Consider the following 17,202-nt stretch of genomic DNA (forward strand, 5'->3'; position numbering starts at 1 on the left):
AGGTGACCGCGCGGGTGCGCGGGAGAGGAGAGCTCGATGAACCAGCCGCTGAGGCGTATCGCCATCTTCTGCGGGGTGCTCGTACTCGCCCTGCTGGTGCGGGCCAACTGGCTGCAGTTCATCGAGAGCGACAGTCTCGCCAACCACGAGAACAACCGCCGGGTGAAGATCGCCCAGTTCTCGCAGCCGCGCGGGGACATCATCGTGGGAGACCGGCCGGTCACCGGCTCGCGGAAGGTCACGGACGCGGAGTTCGCCTACCGGCGGACCTTCACCGAGGGGCCGGTGTACGCGCCGGTCACCGGCTACGCCTCGCAGGCCCAGGGCATGTCCCTGCTGGAGAGTACGTACGACAAGGTGCTGAGCGGACAGGACGACCGGTTCGCCTTCGGGCGCGCCCTGGATGTCCTGACCGGCGAGAAGCCGCGCGGTGGCGATGTGATCACCACCATCGATCCGAAGGCACAGCAGGCCGCCTACAAGGGGCTGACCGATCTCGGCGCCCGGGGCGCGGTCGTCGCTCTCGATCCGCGGACCGGCAGGGTGCTCTCGCTCGTCTCCACGCCCTCCTACGACCCTTCCGTCTTCGCGGGGCTGTCCTTCAAGGAGGGCGACACCTTCAAGGCGCTCGACGCCGACAAGAACAAGCCGCTGGCCAACCGGGCGCTGCGGGAGACGTATCCGCCCGGCTCCACGTTCAAGATCCTCACGGCCGCCGCGGCCCTGGAGCACGGCGTGGTCACGGACATCGACGCCGCGTCCGACGCGGAATCCCCGTATCCCCTGCCGCTCTCCAGCAACAAGATCGGCAGTGAGGCGGGCGACGAGGTGTGCGACAAGGCCTCGCTGAAGACCGCCATGCAGTACTCCTGCAACAACGTCTTCCTCGACGCGGCGGCCAAGGTCGGCGCGGACAAGATGCGGGAGACGGCCGAGAAGTTCGGGTTCAACGCCGATGTGTACTCCGAGGACTTCGGGGACATGCTGGCCACCAAGAGCCTCTACCCCGACAAGCTGGACCGGCCGGGGACCGCGCTGACGGGCATGGGTCAGGGCAGTCTCACCAGCACCCCGATGCAGATGGCCATGGTGACCGCCGCCCTCGCCAACGGCGGCAAGCTGATGCAGCCCTACATCGTCGAGGAGCTGCGCGGCCCCGATCTCTCCACGCTGGAGAAGCACGAGCCCGCGCTCAAGAGCCGGGCCGTCTCCGAGGACACCGCGGAACAGGTGCGGGAGATGATGGAGTTCACCGCCGCGGAGGGCAGCGCGAAGAGGGCGCTGATCGACGGTGTCACGGTCGGCGGGAAGACCGGCACCGCGCAGCGCGGGGTCGATGTGAGCCAGGAGGTGCCGTACGGCTGGTTCGTCTCCTACGGCCAGAAGGGCGACGCCTCCGTCGCGGTCGCGGTCTTCATCGACCCCACGGACATGGACATCTCCCGGGCGGATATCTCCGGCGGCAGGCTCGGCGCTCCGATCGCGAAGAGCGTCATGAAGGCCGTACTCGACGAGTGAACCCCGCTCTCCTCCGGGCTCCCCGGGCGCGGTGCCGTCAGGGGCGCCGCCAGGGCCTCGTCGTAGCGGTGAAGGAGCAGCCGGGCCATCGCCGGGTGCGCGCCGAGCGGGGCGGCGGCGATCCGGGGCGCGGCGACGAGCCCGGACCCGGCGGCGGCGCTGCGGGTGGCGAAGTAGCCGGGCGCGGTGAAGTACGAGGCGATCGCGGTGCGGTGGCGGCCCCGGGCGGCGAGGGCGCGCAGGGCGTCGGGGACGGTGGGCGAGGCGGCGGACGCGTACGCGGGGACGACCGGCACCCCGCCGAAACGCTCGCTGAGCATCACGGCCGTACGGCGGGTGTCCACCGCCGATTCGGGGTCGCGTGATCCGGCGGCGGCCAGGACGATCCCGGCGCCGTGGCGCCGGTCCGTGGGCCAGCCCGCCTCGACGAGCCGGGCGTACAGCGCCTCGACCAGCAGCGGGTGCGGTCCGAGCGGGGCGGCGACGCGGGTGCGCAGGTGGGGCGCGGCGGCGGCGAAGGCGGGCAGGTCGCGCTTGATGTGCACGCCACGGCTCAGGAGAAGGGGTACGAGGACGGCCCGGCCGGCGCCGAGGGAGGCGAGGGTGTCGGGCAGCCGCGGTTCGTTGAGCTCGATGTGGCCGAGCCGTACGTCGAGGCCGGGGCGCAGCTCGCGGACCCGGTCGAGGAGCGCCGTGATGGTGCGCAGGGCTCGCGGGTCGCGGCTGCCGTGGGCGACGACGACGAGCGCGGGTGCGGGATGGCTGGGGGCACGGTCGGTGAGGGCGGGGCTCGCGGGGGCGGGAAGCGGGGAGGTGGGGGTGTCGTCGCGCGTGCCGCCGCGGGTGTCGCTTCCGGTCTCGTTGCGGGTTCCGTTCCGTGCGACGTGGCTGAGCTGATGACCGAGTCGCTCGGTGATCCGGGTGAGCAACTGCCCCGCGGTGTCGAAGGGGAACGGCTCCTCGTCCCGTGACTCCCGCGTGGCCGGTGCGGGCGGCTCGGGCAGTGCGGGGGGTCGTGGGGGTGACATGCGGTGGTGTGCCGGCTCCGTCATGAACCGATCGTGGCGGGTCCTGATTGCCGGGTGGTTGCACGGTGGTGACGGGGGTTTTCCACCACCTCACCGACGGCTCGGGGGCATTGTCAGACCCCTCACTTACGGTGATGGCAGTTCGGAACCAGAAGGTCGGGGAGGGGTCCTGCCATGGGCTGGATCGAGACAACGGGCGGGTATGCCGTCGCGCTGGACGGCACGCGCGTGCTGTGCCGGAACGCCGCGGGGCGGGCGCTGAAGCAGGTGCCGCCGAAGCTCAAGGACGACGCGGAAGTCGTGCGGCTTCGGCAGCTGGCGGAGTGGCTGGAGCGGCACGAGCGGGAGTGCCGGGAGCAGGTGGACACCTGGCTGGTGCGTTCGCTGCCGGTGCCGGTGGCGCTGCTGGCGCGGGTGTGGCCGGACGCGGCCTGGCAGTCGGCGCTGCGGGATCTCGTCGTGGCCCCGGTGGGGGCGGACGGCTCGGCGGACACGGAGCGCGCGGGCTTTCTGCGGGACGCCGATCCGGCGCGGGGGCTGGGGATCGTCGATCTGGACGGGGACTCGGTGTGGCTGGAGCCGGCCGAGGTGGAGACGGTGCTGATTCCGCATCCGGTGCTGCTCGAAGAGCTCGCGGAGCTACGGGAGTTCGCGGCGGAGCTGGGGGTCGAGCAGGGCGCGGAGCAGCTGTTCCGCGAGGTGTGGCGGCGGCCGGAGGCGGCCGAGGGCGCCGCGGGGGGCGGTCCGGCGCAGGAGTGGCGGGCGTACGCCGACGGGAAGTTCGCGCAGTTGCGGCATGCGACGGCCCGCGCGGTCTCGCTCGGCTACCGGGTGCGCGGCGGCCAGGCGGTCTGCCCGCTGGTGGAGGACGGCCGGCAGCTGGAGGCGGCGTACTGGCTGGGGGACGACTACCCCGAGTCGGAGGCGCTGACCGGCTCGCTGGAGTGGCGTGACACGGCGGGGCGGCGGCTGCCGCTCGCTGAAGTGGGGCCGGTCGCCTGGTCGGAGGGCGAGCGGATGGCCGCGCTGGTGTACGCGGGCCGTGTGGTCGAGAGCGATGAGGAGAAGGCGCTGTGAGCGACATGCGACCGCTGAGCGGGACACCGGTGAACGGGAAGCCGGCGGGCGACCTTCCGGAGAAGGAGCGGCTCGGGAGGGACCTGCTGGAGGCGGGTGCGGTGTTGCCGCTCGGCGGTGCCGGGGGCGATGTGCTGACGGCGCGTGCGTACGGCCATCCCGCGCTGGACGAGCGCGCGGTGGTACGGCTGGTGCCGGGGGCGATCGGGGCCGCCGAGGATCTCGCCCTGGAGTACCTGGGGTTCGGCGCGGCCGAGGTGTCCGAGGTCGGGCAGGTGAAGCGGCAGTCGCTCGGTTTCCCAGCCTGGGCGCTGGTGAACGACCCTGGTAATGGCCATCACGCGCTGGCCGTCGTCAAGGAGATGGAGCGGCTCACCCGGCTCGTCGGCACCAAGCCGGGGCTGGCGAAAGAGGGGTTCGACGAGATCGGCGAGCGGCTCGACCGGTCCGTCCCGCATTTCCTGCCCACCTATTACGAGCAGGTGGCACGGCTCTTCCTGGCCGTCGAATCCCGGCAGCAGGCCTCGGTGTTCTTCGGCAAGGCGCGGGCGGCCGAGCAGCGGCACGCGCTGGAGGTCGACGAGGAGCGGCTGCGCGAGGTCTTCCTGGAGTTCGCCGGAGCGGGCGCGCTGACCGGCAAGGCGCTGCGGGAACACGCGAAGGCGCTGACGGTCCGGCTGTCGGCGGCCGAGGCGTATGGACAGTTCAGGGCGGTGTCGCTGGAGCGGTGCGCGGCCGGGCTCGCCCCGTACGCGGGCATGCTGGAGGATCTGCGGCGCCTCGCGAAGGGCGCAGGGCTGGACGCGGACGCCGAGGAGCGGTCGCTGCTGGCCGAGATCATCCACACCGGCCCGATGAACCGCGCGGCGGGGAGCTTCTGGAAGGCCGCGCTGCCCTCCCTGGCCGCCATCGCGGCCGAGGACCGCTCCGTACGGGAGCGGCTGCTGACGCTGCTGCCCGCCACGGGCGGTGACAGGCCCGAGGAGTTCGACGCGTCCTGGCTGGCGCTGCTCGACCGGTGCGGGGCGGTCGAGCTGCTGGTGGACGGGACGGTCCCGGCCGCCGAGTGGCTGTCGTCCTGGGCCGGGCACCGGCAGCGCGGCTGGCGGACGACCGTACGCCTCGAAGCCGAACTGACCCTGGTGGAACGGCTGGTGGAGCGGCTGGTGGCCGACGGCACGCCGGTACGGCTGCTCAGCGGCTACGGCCGGCGCGTGACGGCGGATCTGGATCTGCTCGACGCCTGTCTGGCATGGGGCGTGCCGGTCGCCGATCCCTCGGAGGGCACCTCGAACCTCCATCTGGCCGACTGGCTGACGGATGACCGCGAGGGGCGCAGGGATCTGGTCGCGCTGACCAGCGATCCCCGGTTCACGCACCTGCTGCGCACGGGCGTGGAGCAGGTGGCCGACAGCGGTGATTCCACGGAGCGGCTCGGCCGGATCGTGGACCATCCCGCTCTGCGCACCGTGCTCGTGGGCTGGCTGACCGACCGCGCCGACGATCTGTCGCGGCCCTTCGGACTGCCCGGGCTGAACAGCCTGTTGCGGCGGCTCAGCCGCTTCTCCTCGCCGTCCGTGCTGGCCACCGCTCCGGAGGCGGTGCGGCGCATCACGGCGGTCTCGCCCGCTCCCGCCCTGGCTAGGACCTTGCGGGCGGGCATTCTCGACGAGCTGGGCTGGCCCGCTCTGGACGAGGCACTGCCGGGGCTCGGCACAGTCGACCCGGAGGCGTCGGGACAGCGTTACGGCTACCGCGCCGACAGGTGGTACCAGATGCGGGACTCCTGGCCCGCCCTGCTCGTCCGGGTCGACACGCAGGTCGCGGCGGTCGGGCCGATGGCCGTGCTCGACCAGCGACCGCTGACTCCCCCGGCGGTCTCGTCCCGCTCCTGGGACGCGATGACGATCCGTTACGCCGGGGGCCAGTGGCTGATCGCCAACGGGTACGGCGACGAGCGGCGGGCCGTGTGGTCGGGCCGTCCCGCCGAGGTGTTCAAGCCCAAGGGCGACCTGAGCGACCACTGGACGGACTCCCAGACACCGTCGTTGGAGCTGCCCGACGGGGGACGCTGCTACGGCGGGCGGCCGGTGTACGCGGGCGACACCTCGTTCGCGGCGGAGCGCCGCCCGGTCGCCTCGGACGGGATCTCCGTATGGGTGCTGCACGAGAACCAGTGGTGGGAGTACGACCCGGAGTCGGCCCGCAGGGGCCGGGTGTCGGTGCCCGCGTTCTTCGACTCGGCGCTGGCGAGCGGCGGCGTACAGCTGCTGGAGCGGGCCTGCCGGCTGCTGCCCGTACAGCCCGGTCTGGAGTCCTCGCCGTTCGGCACGAAGGACGGGCTGCTGGGCTGGTGGGTGACGTACGACCCCAAGGACGGGACGCTCACCGCCTGTTCGGTGGACGGCGGCCGCAGCCCCGCCGTGCCGGTCCCGGCCGGGGCACGCGTCGAGCATCTCAGCGACGGCATTCCGGTGCCGCCGCTGCGGCTGCCCGGCGGGGCCTCGCTGTATCCGCGCGAGACCCGTGGTTACAGCGCGTCGGTCTCCCTGTACGACGCCGACGGCATCCAGCTCGCGCGGTTCGAGGACGGCGGACGGGGTGGCGCGTACGCGGCGGGCACCCCGCTGGTGGCTCCGCTGTCGTACTGGCACGCGCTGCGGACGCGTGATGAACGGGGTTCGGCCGCGCTGCGCGCGGTGACGGAGGCAGACGCGCGGGCGCTGCTGGCCTCCGTCGCCGAGGGGACGAAGGCGGAGGCGGCGGTGCGCCGCCTGCTCCCGGACGTGACGCACCCCGGGCTGGTGGCGGGCGTGGCCGGGCTGGTGGACGAGGCGGCGCGGCACAGCGGACGTATCGCCAAGGTCGCCGAGCGCGCGGCGCGGGGGCCGGCCTCCGAGAACGCGGAGAAGAAGGTCCGGCACGCCCACGACACCGTTCTGAGCAAGGCCTTCCATGGCTTCGCCGTCCCGACGTACCGGTACTTCTACCACCATGTGCCGAAGGAAAGCGCGACGGTCCTCGAACAGATCCGGCTGCTGCCGAAGGCGCTGGCGCCGGACGCGGTCCCAGGGCACACACCGATCGAGTGGACGGGCCAGGGGTGGGTGACGCTGGCCGGAGCCGGGATGGCGGCGCTCACGCTGCGCGCCGCCTCGCCCGCCACCTCCGACGAACACCGGGCCGCGCTGCTGGAGTTCCTCGACGCGGCGCTGACCGTCGAGGCGGACGGTGACGCGCTGCTGATCGACCCGCGCGGGCGGCTGCGCGCCGTGGAGCTGCGGATCCCCGGCAGCGACGAGAGCAAGCTCGCCGGTGAGGTTCGGCACGCGGGGGCGCGGCGGCTGGTGATCCTCGGCCGGCTGCGGTCCGACGAGAAGGACGCGTACTGGCACTGCGTGGAGTACGACCCGGCCGGGGCCTTCGGTGGCTGGGACGGATGCGTGCTCATCGAGTCCGAGGTGCTGGGCGCGGCGGACGATCCGGTGCGGGTGCCGGTGCTGCGCCGGGTCATGGAGCTGGTACGGGAGCGCGGCCCGCTGCCGTACCGCCCCGAGCAGGCCCTGGACTTCGCCGAGCGGGTCGGGATCGCCGCGACCGCGGGCGGCCTGCTCCAGCTCGGTTCCCCGGAGATGGGCAGCTATCGGGGCCAGGGGGTGCTGCCCGCCGCGTATCTGAAGTCGCTGGACGCGAAGAACGCCGAGGTGGGGGCGGGGGTCGCCACGCTCGGCGCGCTGAGCGTCGGCGAGCGGCGGGCCTTCAGCGCGCTGCTGCTGCCGACCGGTCCGGAGCGGGTGGCGGAGCTGTGGACCACCGGTTTCGCGCTGGAACCGCTGACGGAGGCGTGGATCGCGGCGCGTGGCAGGCGACGGCCCGTACCGCCCGCGCTGATCAGACAGCTGGTGGCCGAGATGGGCGGCGGCACCTCGGTGCAGGACACGCTCAACCCCGAGTGGCGGGAGGAGCTGACCGGCCGCACCGAACAGCGGATGGCCGACGGCGAGCTGGAGCCGGCGGAGCCACGGCTGCTGCTGACCGGATCCACCCTCTGTGCCACGGTCGACGCGCTGCGCTGGCTCGCGTACCGGCTGCCGTACGGCGACCCGCTGCGCGAGGTCCTGCCGGTCACCGCGCGCATGCTGCGGGAGCGGCTGGCCGACCCCGGGCTGCTGCTGCATCTCGGGGTCGACCGGGACGCCGCCTATGACGCCGTGTCCGGGCGGCTGCGCGAGGCCCGCGGCCTGGCGCCGGAGCGCGGCGCCGGGGACAAGGAGATGTTCGAGCTCTCGTCGGCGCTGGTGCTCACGCCCTCGCGGTACGGGAGCCGTTGGGAGACGGTGTGGGTGCGGCCCTCGGCCGTACTGCCCGCGGAGGGGGCGGACGGACCGGGACGGCGCGAGGGCGGTCCCGACCATCCGGATCTGACGCTGCTGGCGGCGACGGCGGGCGCGGCACCGCAGTTGACGGCGCTGCGGACGCTGCTCAGCGCGGAGTTCATGGAGCTGGTCACGGCGGACGGCCCGCCGGGTCCCCCGCAGGACCCGCGGCTCGGTGCGCCGGCGCTGGTGGGCGAGGTGGCAGAGCGGTTCGGGCTCTCCGAGGACGCCGCCGTGCTCTATCTGATGCTGCTCGCGCTGCCCGATCCGACCGACCGCCACCAGGCCGAGTGGACGGGGTGGAAGCCGGCCCGGCTGAAGAAGGCGCGGGCCGAACTGGCCGCCACGGACCTGGTGGTGGAGGCCAAGCGCGCGCGGGCGGGCCGCTCGCTGTTCCTGCCGGGAGGCTGGCTGGAGCAGCAGACGCCGCGGCTGCCCGCGGAGAGCTGGAAGACGGCGCTGCTGCCGTGGGCGCTGCCGCTCTATGTGGTGCCCGACCGGCCGGTGCCGGAGCTGTATGAGGCCGCGTGGCGGCGGGTCGTGGAAGGTGATGCGCCGGGGTTCGAGGAGTTCCAGGGCCGGAGCGGCCGGGGAGGCAGACGATGACGGAGACAGAGATGACGGCGGTGGAGCGGGAGCCGGGGCGGCAGCTGGAGCTGCCGGAGGACCGGTACGCGGCGGAGCTGGCGTTCCTCGCGTCGTACGACGACGGCCCGCGCCCGCCGAGCTGGCGGCTGACGCCGCGCGCGGTGGTGCTGTTCGTCTGTGGTTCGGACGGCGAGGCGCTGCGGTCGGCCGACGGTGAACAGCTGATCGTGTCAAGGAAGTTCGTGGGTGACCGGGCGCTGGTGGAGCGGTGTGTGGTGACGCTGGCCGGCGAGCGCGGACTGCTGCTCGTCGGTGAGCCGGGCACCGCCAAGTCGATGCTCTCCGAGCTGCTGTCCGCCGCGGTGTGCGGCAGCAGCACGCTCACGGTGCAGGGCACCGCGGGCACCACCGAGGACCAGCTCCGCTACGGCTGGAACTACGCGCTGCTGCTGGCCAAGGGGCCGAGCCGGGAGGCTCTGGTGCCCTCTCCCGTGCTCACGGCCATGACACGTGGCGCGGTGGCCCGGGTCGAGGAGGTCACGCGCTGTCTGCCCGAGGTGCAGGACGCGCTGGTATCGATCCTGTCGGAGCGCCGGATGTCCGTGCCCGAACTGGCGGGCGGGGAGGACGGGGACAGCACGGTGCACGCCGTGCCGGGCTTCACACTCATCGCCACCGCCAACCTCCGCGACAAGGGCGTCTCCGAGATGTCCGCCGCCCTGAAGCGCCGGTTCAACTTCGAGACGGTCGGCCCGATCGGCGATCTCGACGCGGAGACCGAGTTGGTGCGCGGTCAGGCGACGGCGGCGCTGGTGCGCGGCGGGGCGGCGTTCTCCGTGGACGACACGGTGCTGGAGGCGCTGGTCACCGCGTTCCGCGATCTGCGGACGGGACGGAGCGCGGAGGGCTGGGAGATCGAGCGCCCCTCGACGGTCATGTCGACGGCCGAGGCGGTGCATGTGGCCACGTCGATGGGGCTCGGCGCGGCGTATCTCGGCGACGGCCGCGATGTTCTGCGTACGCTGCCGGGCCATCTGCTCGGGACGGTACGCAAGGACGATCCGGCGGACCACGCGCGGCTGTTGGGGTACTGGGACGGCCCGGTGCGCCGCCGGGCGGAGGCGGGCGCTCCGCTGTGGCGGACGTTGTGGGGGCTGCGCGATGCGCTGGGATGAGCCGAGGGGCGGTGTGGGTGGCGCGTCGGTGGGCGACGGCGGGGGGCCTTCGGAGGCGCTGGCCGGGCTCGCCGGGTGCCGGGAGCCGTATCTGATCGGGGTACGGCACCACTCCCCGGCGCTGGCGGCGGCCGTGCCGGCGATGCTCGCGGAGGCGGCGCCGGAGGTGCTGTTCGTCGAGCTGCCCGAGGAGTTCGCGCCCTGGCTGCCGTATCTCGCCGATCCGGCGACGGTGCCCCCGGTCGCCCTGGCGGGCGGCCGGGGCGGGGCGGCGGGCGGCGGGCTGGTGTTCCTGCCGTTCGCGGAGTTCTCGCCGGAGCTGGCGGCGATCCGCTGGGCGCGGGAGGCGGGGGTGGAGGTCGTTCCGTTCGACCTGCCGCTGTCGGCGCGCACGTCCGACCCGGGCGCGGGTGCCGAGTCGGACGCGGAGGGCGAGTCGGGCGGGTCCGGTGAGTCCAATGGGGCGAACGGGTCCGGTGAGTCCGGTGAGTCCGGTGAGTCCGGTGGATCGGCTTGGGCCGGTGGGGCGTTGGCCGCCGCGCTGCGGGCGCGGGCCGGGGGGCGGCCCGGGGACGATCTGTGGGACCGGCTGGTCGAGGCGGCGGCGCCCGGTTCCGGCCCGGAGGCGCTGCGGCGGGCCGCTCTGCTGGTCGGCTGGGCCCTGCGGGCGGACGCGGGCGCGGTCGATCCGTACGATCTGCGGCGCGAGGCGAATATGCGGCGCCGGCTGGCCGAGCGCGGGGGCCGCCGGGCTGCGGCCGTGATCGGCGCCTTCCACGCGCCCGCGCTGCTGCCGGGCGCTGCCGGACCCGGGCCGGGCTCCGGCCCCAGTCCCGGTTCCGGGAAGGCATCGGTGGAGGCGACGGACGTGCGCGCCGCCGGGGCCGTCGTCACCTCGCTCGTGCCGTACTCGTACGCGCTGCTGGACGAGCGGTCGGGCTATCCGGCCGGGATCCGCGACCCCGAGTGGCAGCGCGGGGTGCATCTCGCGGCGGGCGATCCCGCGCTGCTGGACGATCTGCTGACGTCGACGGCGGTACGGATCTGCGCGGCCGTACGGGACGCCGGGCATCCGAGCGGGCCGGCCGACGCCCGTGAGGTGGTCCGGGTCGCGCGCGACCTGGCGGCGTTGCGCGGGCTGCCCGCCGCCGGGCGCGGTGAGCTGGCCGAGGCGGCGCAGACCGTGCTCACGCAGGGGCGGTTGTTCGGGCGCGGCCGGGTGGTGGCCTCCGCCATGGAACGGGTGCTGGTGGGAACGCGGCAGGGCAGGCTCGCGCCGGGCACGCCCCGTTCGGGCCTGGGGCCGGCCGTGGAGGCGCTGCTCGACGGCCTGTCGCTGCCCACTCCGGCCGCCCCCGGCCGCCGGGAGCTGCGTCTCGACGCGCACCGCGGCGAGCTGGACCGGCGCCGTGAGCTGTGTCTGCGCCGGCTCGCCGCCTGCCGTGTCCCGTACGGGGAGGAGGGCGAGGTGGCGGGCGTGGGCGACGCCGCCCCGCTGACCACGCGCTGGGTCGTGGCCTGGTCACCGTCGACCACCGCGATGCTCGATGTGGCGGGCGTTCACGGGGTGACGCTCGAACAGGCGGCGGCCGGGATGCTGCGCCGGCGGCGTGCGGCGGAGCGCGAGCGCGGCGGGCCGACCGCGGCCGAGGTGCTGTCCGGTCTGGAGGACGCGGCGCGTTGCGCACTGCCCGCGCTCGCCGCGGAGCGGCTCTCCGAGGCCGCCGGGCTGCTGCCCGCGTCCGGCACCCTGCCCGAACTGCTCGCCGGTCTCGCCCTGTTGGACCGGATCGGCTCGGGCCATCTGCCGGGGCTGCCCGCCGGGTGGGAACGGGACGCGCTCGGCGCGGCGTACGAGGAGCTGGCCGCGGCCGGGGTCCGGGCGCTGGACGGGCTCGCCGGTTCCACCGAGCCCGCCGACGCGCGCGCCCTGGTCTCGCTGGCCGACAGGGCGGCCGCGGCTCCAGGTCCTGTCCGGTCGATCTTCGTGGATCAGCCCGCGGCGGTCTGGTGCAGGGGGTACCCCTGTGCCGTTCAGGCCACGGGGGAGCATCGCAAGGCGGAGGATCGGCGTTGTGGATGGCCCGGCCGTACTTGGGCGACTCCGACAACGCCGCGAGGTGCGGCCCGCCGCGGCAGCGGCTCATGTCACTGCGGCGTCGCGGGCCTGCGAAGATCGACCGGACAGGACCTGGGCGGCGGGTTCCGGCTCGACGCCGCGCTGAAGCGCCTCGACGCCGGGGCGACCCCGCTGATCCGGGGCGCGGCAGGGGCGGCCCGCGTACTGCTGGGACTGCGGGAGGCGGCGGATTTCGGCACGCGTCTGGCGTCCCGCGTGGACAGTGCGACGACCCCCGGACTCCGCGCCGACCTGGCCGGGTTCCTGCGCGGGACGCTGCTCGCGGCGGGCCCCCTGCTGGAGACCGGCCGGGCACTCGATCCGCTGCTGGAGCGGATCGAGGCCCTGTCCGACCGGGGGTTCCTGGACCGGCTCCCTTCGCTGCGCGCGGGTTTCGACACGCTCTCCCCGGCGGCCCGCTCCCGGCTGCTCGCCACGGTGGAGGACCGCACGGGCCTCGCCGCGGGCGCCCTCCCCGGGGCGCTGTCGGATCCGACGGTGCTGGCGCTGCTGGCGGCGGCCGATCTGGCGGGCCGCGAGGCTCTGGCGGCGCGGGGGCTGGATACGCGAGGGCCGGAGGCGAATGGCGTAGCCAGTGCGGCACAGGCACCTCCCGGTATCTCCGGCATGTTGGGCCATGGCTCCCTCCGTGGGGGCGACGACCCGGCCGGAGCCATCGCGCTCACCCCCGGTGAGCGGTGGCGGCTGCTGCTCGGGCGGGGGCGGGAGCTCACCGGTGGAGCCGCTCGGATCGCCGGCGCGCTGGATGAGTTGTACGGGTACGGGCGGGGCGAGGGCGCGCGCGGTGAGGAGCGTGACGCGGGTGGCTCCCGGGGCGGGGACGGGGCGTCGTATCCCGATGTCCGTTCCTGGTCCGAGGAGTTGTCGGCGCTGTTCGGGCCCGGCGTACGGGAAGAGGTGCTCGCCGCCGCTGCCGATACGGGACGGCTCGACGCCGCCCTGGAGCTGGACCCGGCCTCGGCCCGGCCGTCGGTGGAGCTGCTGCGTACCGTCCTCTCGTACGCCGGTGGTCTCCCCGAGCACCAGCTCGCCCGGCTCCGGCCCCTGGTGGCCCGGCTGGTGGCCGAGTTGACCGAGGCGCTGGCCAACCGGCTGCGCCCCGCCCTCACCGGCCTCTCCCATCCGCGCCCGACCCGCCGCCCCGGCGGGCCGCTGGATCTCGCCCGTACGCTGCGCGCGAATCTGGCGACCGCCCGCCGCGATCCGGACACCGGCGCGGTGACGGTCCTGCCCGAACAGCCCGTCTTCCGCACCCGCGCCCGTAAGGCGGCCGACTGGCGGCTGGTGCTGGTCGTGGATGTCTCGGGCTCGATGGAGGCGTCGACGGTCTGGGCCGCGCTCACCGCCTCCGTACTGGCCGGTGTCCCCGCGGTGAGTACGCACTTCGTCGCGTTCTCCACCGAGGTGCTCGACCTCACCGACCAGGTCGACGACCCGCTCAGCCTGCTGCTGGAGGTCCGGGTCGGCGGCGGTACGAACATCGCGCGCGGACTGCGCCACGCCCGTGAGCTGGTGACGGTGCCGTCCCGCACGCTGGTCGTGCTGATCAGCGACTTCGAGGAGGGCGGCCCGGTCTCCCCGCTGCTCACGGAGGTACGGGCGCTGGTCGACGCGGGCTGTCATGTCCTGGGCTGCGCCTCGCTGGACGACGAGGGACGGCCCCGGTATTCGGCCGGGGTGGCGGGGCAGTTGGTGGGGGCGGGTATGCCGGTCGCGGCGCTCAGCCCTCTGGAGCTGGCCCGCTGGGCCGGCGAACGCGTAGGAGGTGCGCACCGATGACGGATTCCGCTGCGGTACTGCCGCCGGTGACCGCCGAAGTGGCGGCCGGGGCGCTCGATCTGCTGCCCGCGCGACTGCGTAAACGCGTGGACGGGGCGGTGGCGAAGGCCGCCGGCTGGCCGGTGGAGGCGGCGCGGGACGGAGTCGTGGTGCGGGTCGCGGAGGACACGGCCGTGACGTTGCGGGTCACGGCCGGGATCGTGGCCGACGCGGAGGACGCGGTGTGCAGTTGTCTGCTGGCACCGGCCTGTCTGCACCGCGCGGCGGTCCTGTCCGTCGCCCCTCTCGCGGTCGAGAAAGAGGAAGAAGCACGGGTAGGGGAGGGAGAGGAGACAGAGAAGGGACAGGGTGAACCCGCGGCACCGGCGCCCGCGGTTGCCGATGAACCCGCCCTCACCCCGGCCCAGTCCACGGCCCTCGACGCCCTCCGGGGTGCCGTGACCGCCGTCCTGGTCGCGGGTGTCTCCGGCTCCGGCGCGGTCCACCGCGCCGAGTTGCTCCATGCCGCCCACTCGGCGCGGCTGGCCGGGCTGCACCGGCCCGCGGGCACGGCGGTCCGGATCGCGCGGCTGCTGGGCGAGGCCCGATCCGACGACCCGGCGTTCCGGCTGTCCGGGCTGTCGGGCGAGCTGGCGGAGCTGCTGGATCTGGTGCGCCGCCCCGCCGCCGCCCTCTCCCCGGCCCGCCGGGACTACCGGCCCGAAGGGCCGCTCCGGTTGTACGGGCTGTTCACCGAGCCGGTGGTGACCGCGTCCGGATACGCGGGCGCCACGGTCTACGCGCTCGCGCCCGACGGCGCGCTCCGTACGCTCTCGGACGTCGCTCCCGGCGGACCGGACCGCGCCCTCCAGGCGTCGGGGACGCCGGTGCCCGGTGGCTGCGCGCTCGGGCTGCGGGAGTTGGGCGACGGCGGCGGCGTGATCCTCACGGCGCCCACCGTCTCGCCGGACGGCCGGATCGGTGGTGGCGGGGCGGTACGTTCCGTACGGGCCGCCGGCGCCGGCTGGCGGGAAGCGCCGCTCGCCGCCCTCTGGGAGCGGCCGCCCGCCGAGCAACTGGCGTCGGCGCTCGGCTGGTTGTCCCAGCCCGCCGACGCCCGTACGGCGGGCGGCGATCTGCTCTTCCTCGACGGCCTCGTCACCGGCGCGGGCTTCGCCGTGGCCGCGGGACCCACACTGCGGCTCGCGGCGCCGGACGAGCGGCCGGAACTCCCCTACGCCGAGAACCTCTCGCTGCTCGCGAGCCGCCCCGGGCTCGCGCTGCGGTTGATCGCCCGGGTGGTGCCCGACCGGCCCGACCGGGTGCAGGTGCTCGCCGCGTCCTGGACCGGCCATGACGGGGAGCCCGTCCGCGCGGATCTGGGGCTGGGCCTGCTCAACCGCTCGCACATCCCGGCCGTATCGGCCGTATCGGCCGTACCGGCGGGACTCACGGGGCCGAGGGAGGGAGAGGCGCCGCCCGCGCTCCCCATCGAGCTGGACCTGCTGCGCAGGACCGTGGACCGCGCGGTCGCGGGCGGCCGCGCGGTATCGGCCGCGTCGGCGGACGGCGAACTGCCCCGCCGGCTGCGGGCGGTGGGCCTCAGCACCGGCGCACAGCGGGTCGAGGCGCTGACGGACGCGGCGGCGGACCGCCGCCATGACGTCCTGGGCCGGCTGCTGCCCGCCGACCCCCGGGGCTTCGCCCTGGCCTGGCTGGCCACGGCGGTCTACGCGGCGGCCGCGACCGAGTCACTGCTGCTGGCGGCCTGGACGCCACCGGACATAACCGCGAACTGATCGACGCCGTCGATCGTCATACAGAGCAGAGCGGGATGAACGGGGAATCCAGGACCACCCAGGGGGGACCATGCCATTGCCGAAGCTGTCACGCCTGCGTACGCCGCGCCTGCGTACGCCCCGGCTGAAACGCCGGCCACGGCAGCCGGGAGAGGCCCGACCGCCGCGTTTCCGGCTGACCCGACGCCGCCGGAGACACCTCGTGCAGGCCGTCATGCTCGGGTGCGTGCTCGCGCTGGCGCCCTCGACGTGGATGCACGCGGTCGCGGACAGCCGGATCCGTACGGTCGCCGAGGTCCCGGCGCGGGATGTGGCCGTGGTCTTCGGCGCCGGGTTGTGGTCCGGCCGGCCGACGCCGTATCTCGCGCACCGCCTCGACGCGGCGGCGGAGCTGTACCGCGCGGGGAAGGTGAAGGTCGTGCTGGTGACCGGGGACAACAGCCGGGAGGAGTACGACGAGCCGGACGCGATGCGGACGTATCTGGTCGGACGCGGGGTGCCGGACGACCGGATCGTCAGCGACTACGCGGGGTTCGACACCTGGGACTCGTGCGTACGGGCCAAGAAGATATTCGGGGTCGACCGGGCGGTGCTGGTGACACAGGGATTCCATGTCCGGCGCGCGGTGGCGCTGTGCGGGGCGGCGGGGGTCGAGTCGTACGGCGTCGGTGTCGCCGAGCCGCATGACGCGACCTGGTACTACGGCGGGATACGGGAGGTGTTCGCCTCGGGGAAGGCGGCGGCGGAGGCGCTGGTCCGGCCGGATCCCATGTTCCTCGGACCGGCCGAGACGGGGGTGGCCGAGGCGCTGGCGGCGGGCGGTGGCGGCGCCCGCTGACGCCCGCCGCACCGACCACCGTCCCCACCATCCCCACCATCCCCGCCGTCCCCGCCATCCCCACCCACCGTGTCCGGTCAGCGCCCGCGGACGTGGGCGAGCCAGTCGCCGTCCGCGATCAGCCGCCCGCGCGCCCGTAGGGCGCGGGCGACGCGTGGCGCCGCGAAGTACACCCATGCCCTGGCCGGGGTGCCGTCGGCCCGCAGGACATCGCGGGCCACCCGTACGTACAGGTTGCGCGGATCGTCGGGGGCCTCGTACTCCTCCAACTCGTCCAGCACGGCGAGCAGTTCGCCGTACGCCTCCCGCTTCGCCGTGACGAGCTCGCCGACGACCGCGCCGGAGGCGACCGCGCCAGGGGCGGCCGTACCGGCGGCCTCGATCGCGTACGGGTAGCCGGGGCCGTCGTACAGCAGCGCTCCCGTCAGCCTGGCCGGTTCCTCTTCGGCCACGCGTCCGCGCAGGTACAGGTCGTGATTGTGCTCGCCCGGCCGCAGCGTGCCGTAGACGAAGAACGGAAGCCCGCCCTCGGGCCCGGCCCTCATGGTGCGACGGTCTCCTCGGCGATCCACGTCAGATACTCCGCGCTCCCCCGCACCACCGGCGTGGCGATGATCTCCGGAGTCTCGTAGTCGTGGGCCTCCTTGAGGTGGGCCTCCAGCGCGTCATAGCGGGCGGCGGTGGTCTTGAAGAGGATCTGCCACTCCTCGCTGGTCTCGATCGCGCTCCGCCAGCGGTACACGGAGGTGACCGGCGCGGAGATCTGCGCACAGGCGGCGAGGCGGGCCTCGATCACGCCCCGGGCAAGGTCCTCCGCCTTGTCGGCGCTGTCGGTCGTGGTCAGCACGGTCAGGCACTCGGCGAGCGGCACGAGCGGACTCCTTCGGGTTCCGGATGGTCGGTGC

General features: G+C 74.4%; 9 protein-coding genes and 1 pseudogene. 7 read left to right on the forward strand and 3 right to left on the reverse strand.

Annotation, left to right across the window (positions count from 1 at the left end; all coding sequences use genetic code 11):
• Positions 1–36 precede the first annotated feature (36 nt).
• Positions 37–1,518: a peptidoglycan D,D-transpeptidase FtsI family protein gene (locus tag IF11_RS0125920; RefSeq protein WP_030354139.1), complete on the forward strand. Its 1,482-nt coding sequence runs from the start codon at positions 37–39 to the stop codon at positions 1,516–1,518.
• Between the two features lie 23 nt (positions 1,519–1,541).
• Here the strand turns inward: IF11_RS0125920 and IF11_RS39295 are convergent.
• Positions 1,542–2,570 (reverse strand): annotated as a pseudogene (locus IF11_RS39295) (sirohydrochlorin chelatase); the annotation flags it as partial.
• A 150-nt stretch (positions 2,571–2,720) separates the two neighbouring features.
• On the opposite strand from IF11_RS39295, the gene IF11_RS0125930 reads away from it, so the two are divergent.
• The 6 genes from IF11_RS0125930 to IF11_RS0125955 all read left to right on the forward strand — a co-directional run bounded on the left by IF11_RS0125930 (position 2,721) and on the right by IF11_RS0125955 (position 16,297).
• Positions 2,721–3,623 (forward strand): DUF4132 domain-containing protein, encoded by a 903-nt coding sequence (locus tag IF11_RS0125930; RefSeq protein WP_030354141.1) that lies wholly within the window; start codon positions 2,721–2,723, stop codon positions 3,621–3,623.
• 5 nt (positions 3,624–3,628) lie between these two features.
• A complete protein-coding gene (locus tag IF11_RS0125935; protein WP_420894601.1) occupies positions 3,629–8,605 on the forward strand; it encodes a hypothetical protein in 4,977 nt (1,658 codons plus the stop codon).
• Between the two features lie 11 nt (positions 8,606–8,616).
• Positions 8,617–9,762, forward strand: coding sequence for an ATP-binding protein (locus IF11_RS0125940; RefSeq protein ID WP_030354143.1), 1,146 nt, complete (start codon positions 8,617–8,619; stop codon positions 9,760–9,762).
• The gene (locus IF11_RS0125945; protein ID WP_063759235.1) at positions 9,749–13,681 is read left to right on the forward strand and encodes a DUF5682 family protein; all 3,933 of its coding nucleotides are present in this window, start codon (positions 9,749–9,751) and stop codon (positions 13,679–13,681) included. The genes IF11_RS0125940 and IF11_RS0125945 overlap by 14 nt, the downstream gene beginning before the upstream one ends.
• Positions 13,678–15,459: a hypothetical protein gene (locus IF11_RS0125950; protein WP_037728569.1), complete on the forward strand. Its 1,782-nt coding sequence runs from the start codon at positions 13,678–13,680 to the stop codon at positions 15,457–15,459. The genes IF11_RS0125945 and IF11_RS0125950 overlap by 4 nt, the downstream gene beginning before the upstream one ends.
• A 70-nt stretch (positions 15,460–15,529) precedes the next feature.
• Positions 15,530–16,297, forward strand: a complete 768-nt coding sequence (locus IF11_RS0125955; RefSeq protein ID WP_078490924.1) for a SanA/YdcF family protein — start codon at positions 15,530–15,532, stop codon at positions 16,295–16,297.
• Between the two features lie 77 nt (positions 16,298–16,374).
• On the opposite strand, the gene IF11_RS0125960 is transcribed toward IF11_RS0125955, so the two are convergent.
• Positions 16,375–16,842: a gamma-glutamylcyclotransferase family protein gene (locus IF11_RS0125960; RefSeq protein ID WP_030354147.1), complete on the reverse strand. Its 468-nt coding sequence runs from the start codon at positions 16,840–16,842 to the stop codon at positions 16,375–16,377.
• The gene (gene cutA / locus IF11_RS0125965; protein WP_030354148.1) at positions 16,839–17,168 is read right to left on the reverse strand and encodes a divalent-cation tolerance protein CutA; all 330 of its coding nucleotides are present in this window, start codon (positions 17,166–17,168) and stop codon (positions 16,839–16,841) included. Before cutA ends, IF11_RS0125960 begins: the two co-directional genes overlap by 4 nt.
• Positions 17,169–17,202 lie beyond the last annotated feature (34 nt).

The organism is Streptomyces scopuliridis RB72 (assembly GCF_000718095.1).
Lineage (GTDB): Bacteria > Actinomycetota > Actinomycetes > Streptomycetales > Streptomycetaceae > Streptomyces > Streptomyces scopuliridis.

What these genes read in the sequence shown, in the direction of transcription:
- IF11_RS0125920 (WP_030354139.1), top strand. Translation starts at nt 37, where the DNA reads ATGAACCAGCCGCTGAGGCGTATCGCCATCTTCTGCGGGGTGCTCGTA.
- IF11_RS0125930 (WP_030354141.1), top strand. Translation starts at nt 2,721, where the DNA reads ATGGGCTGGATCGAGACAACGGGCGGGTATGCCGTCGCGCTGGACGGC.
- IF11_RS0125935 (WP_420894601.1), top strand. Translation starts at nt 3,629, where the DNA reads ATGCGACCGCTGAGCGGGACACCGGTGAACGGGAAGCCGGCGGGCGAC.
- IF11_RS0125940 (WP_030354143.1), top strand. Translation starts at nt 8,617, where the DNA reads ATGACGGCGGTGGAGCGGGAGCCGGGGCGGCAGCTGGAGCTGCCGGAG.
- IF11_RS0125945 (WP_063759235.1), top strand. Translation starts at nt 9,749, where the DNA reads ATGCGCTGGGATGAGCCGAGGGGCGGTGTGGGTGGCGCGTCGGTGGGC.
- IF11_RS0125950 (WP_037728569.1), top strand. Translation starts at nt 13,678, where the DNA reads ATGACGGATTCCGCTGCGGTACTGCCGCCGGTGACCGCCGAAGTGGCG.
- IF11_RS0125955 (WP_078490924.1), top strand. Translation starts at nt 15,530, where the DNA reads ATGCCATTGCCGAAGCTGTCACGCCTGCGTACGCCGCGCCTGCGTACG.
- IF11_RS0125960 (WP_030354147.1), bottom strand. Translation starts at nt 16,842, where the DNA reads ATGAGGGCCGGGCCCGAGGGCGGGCTTCCGTTCTTCGTCTACGGCACG.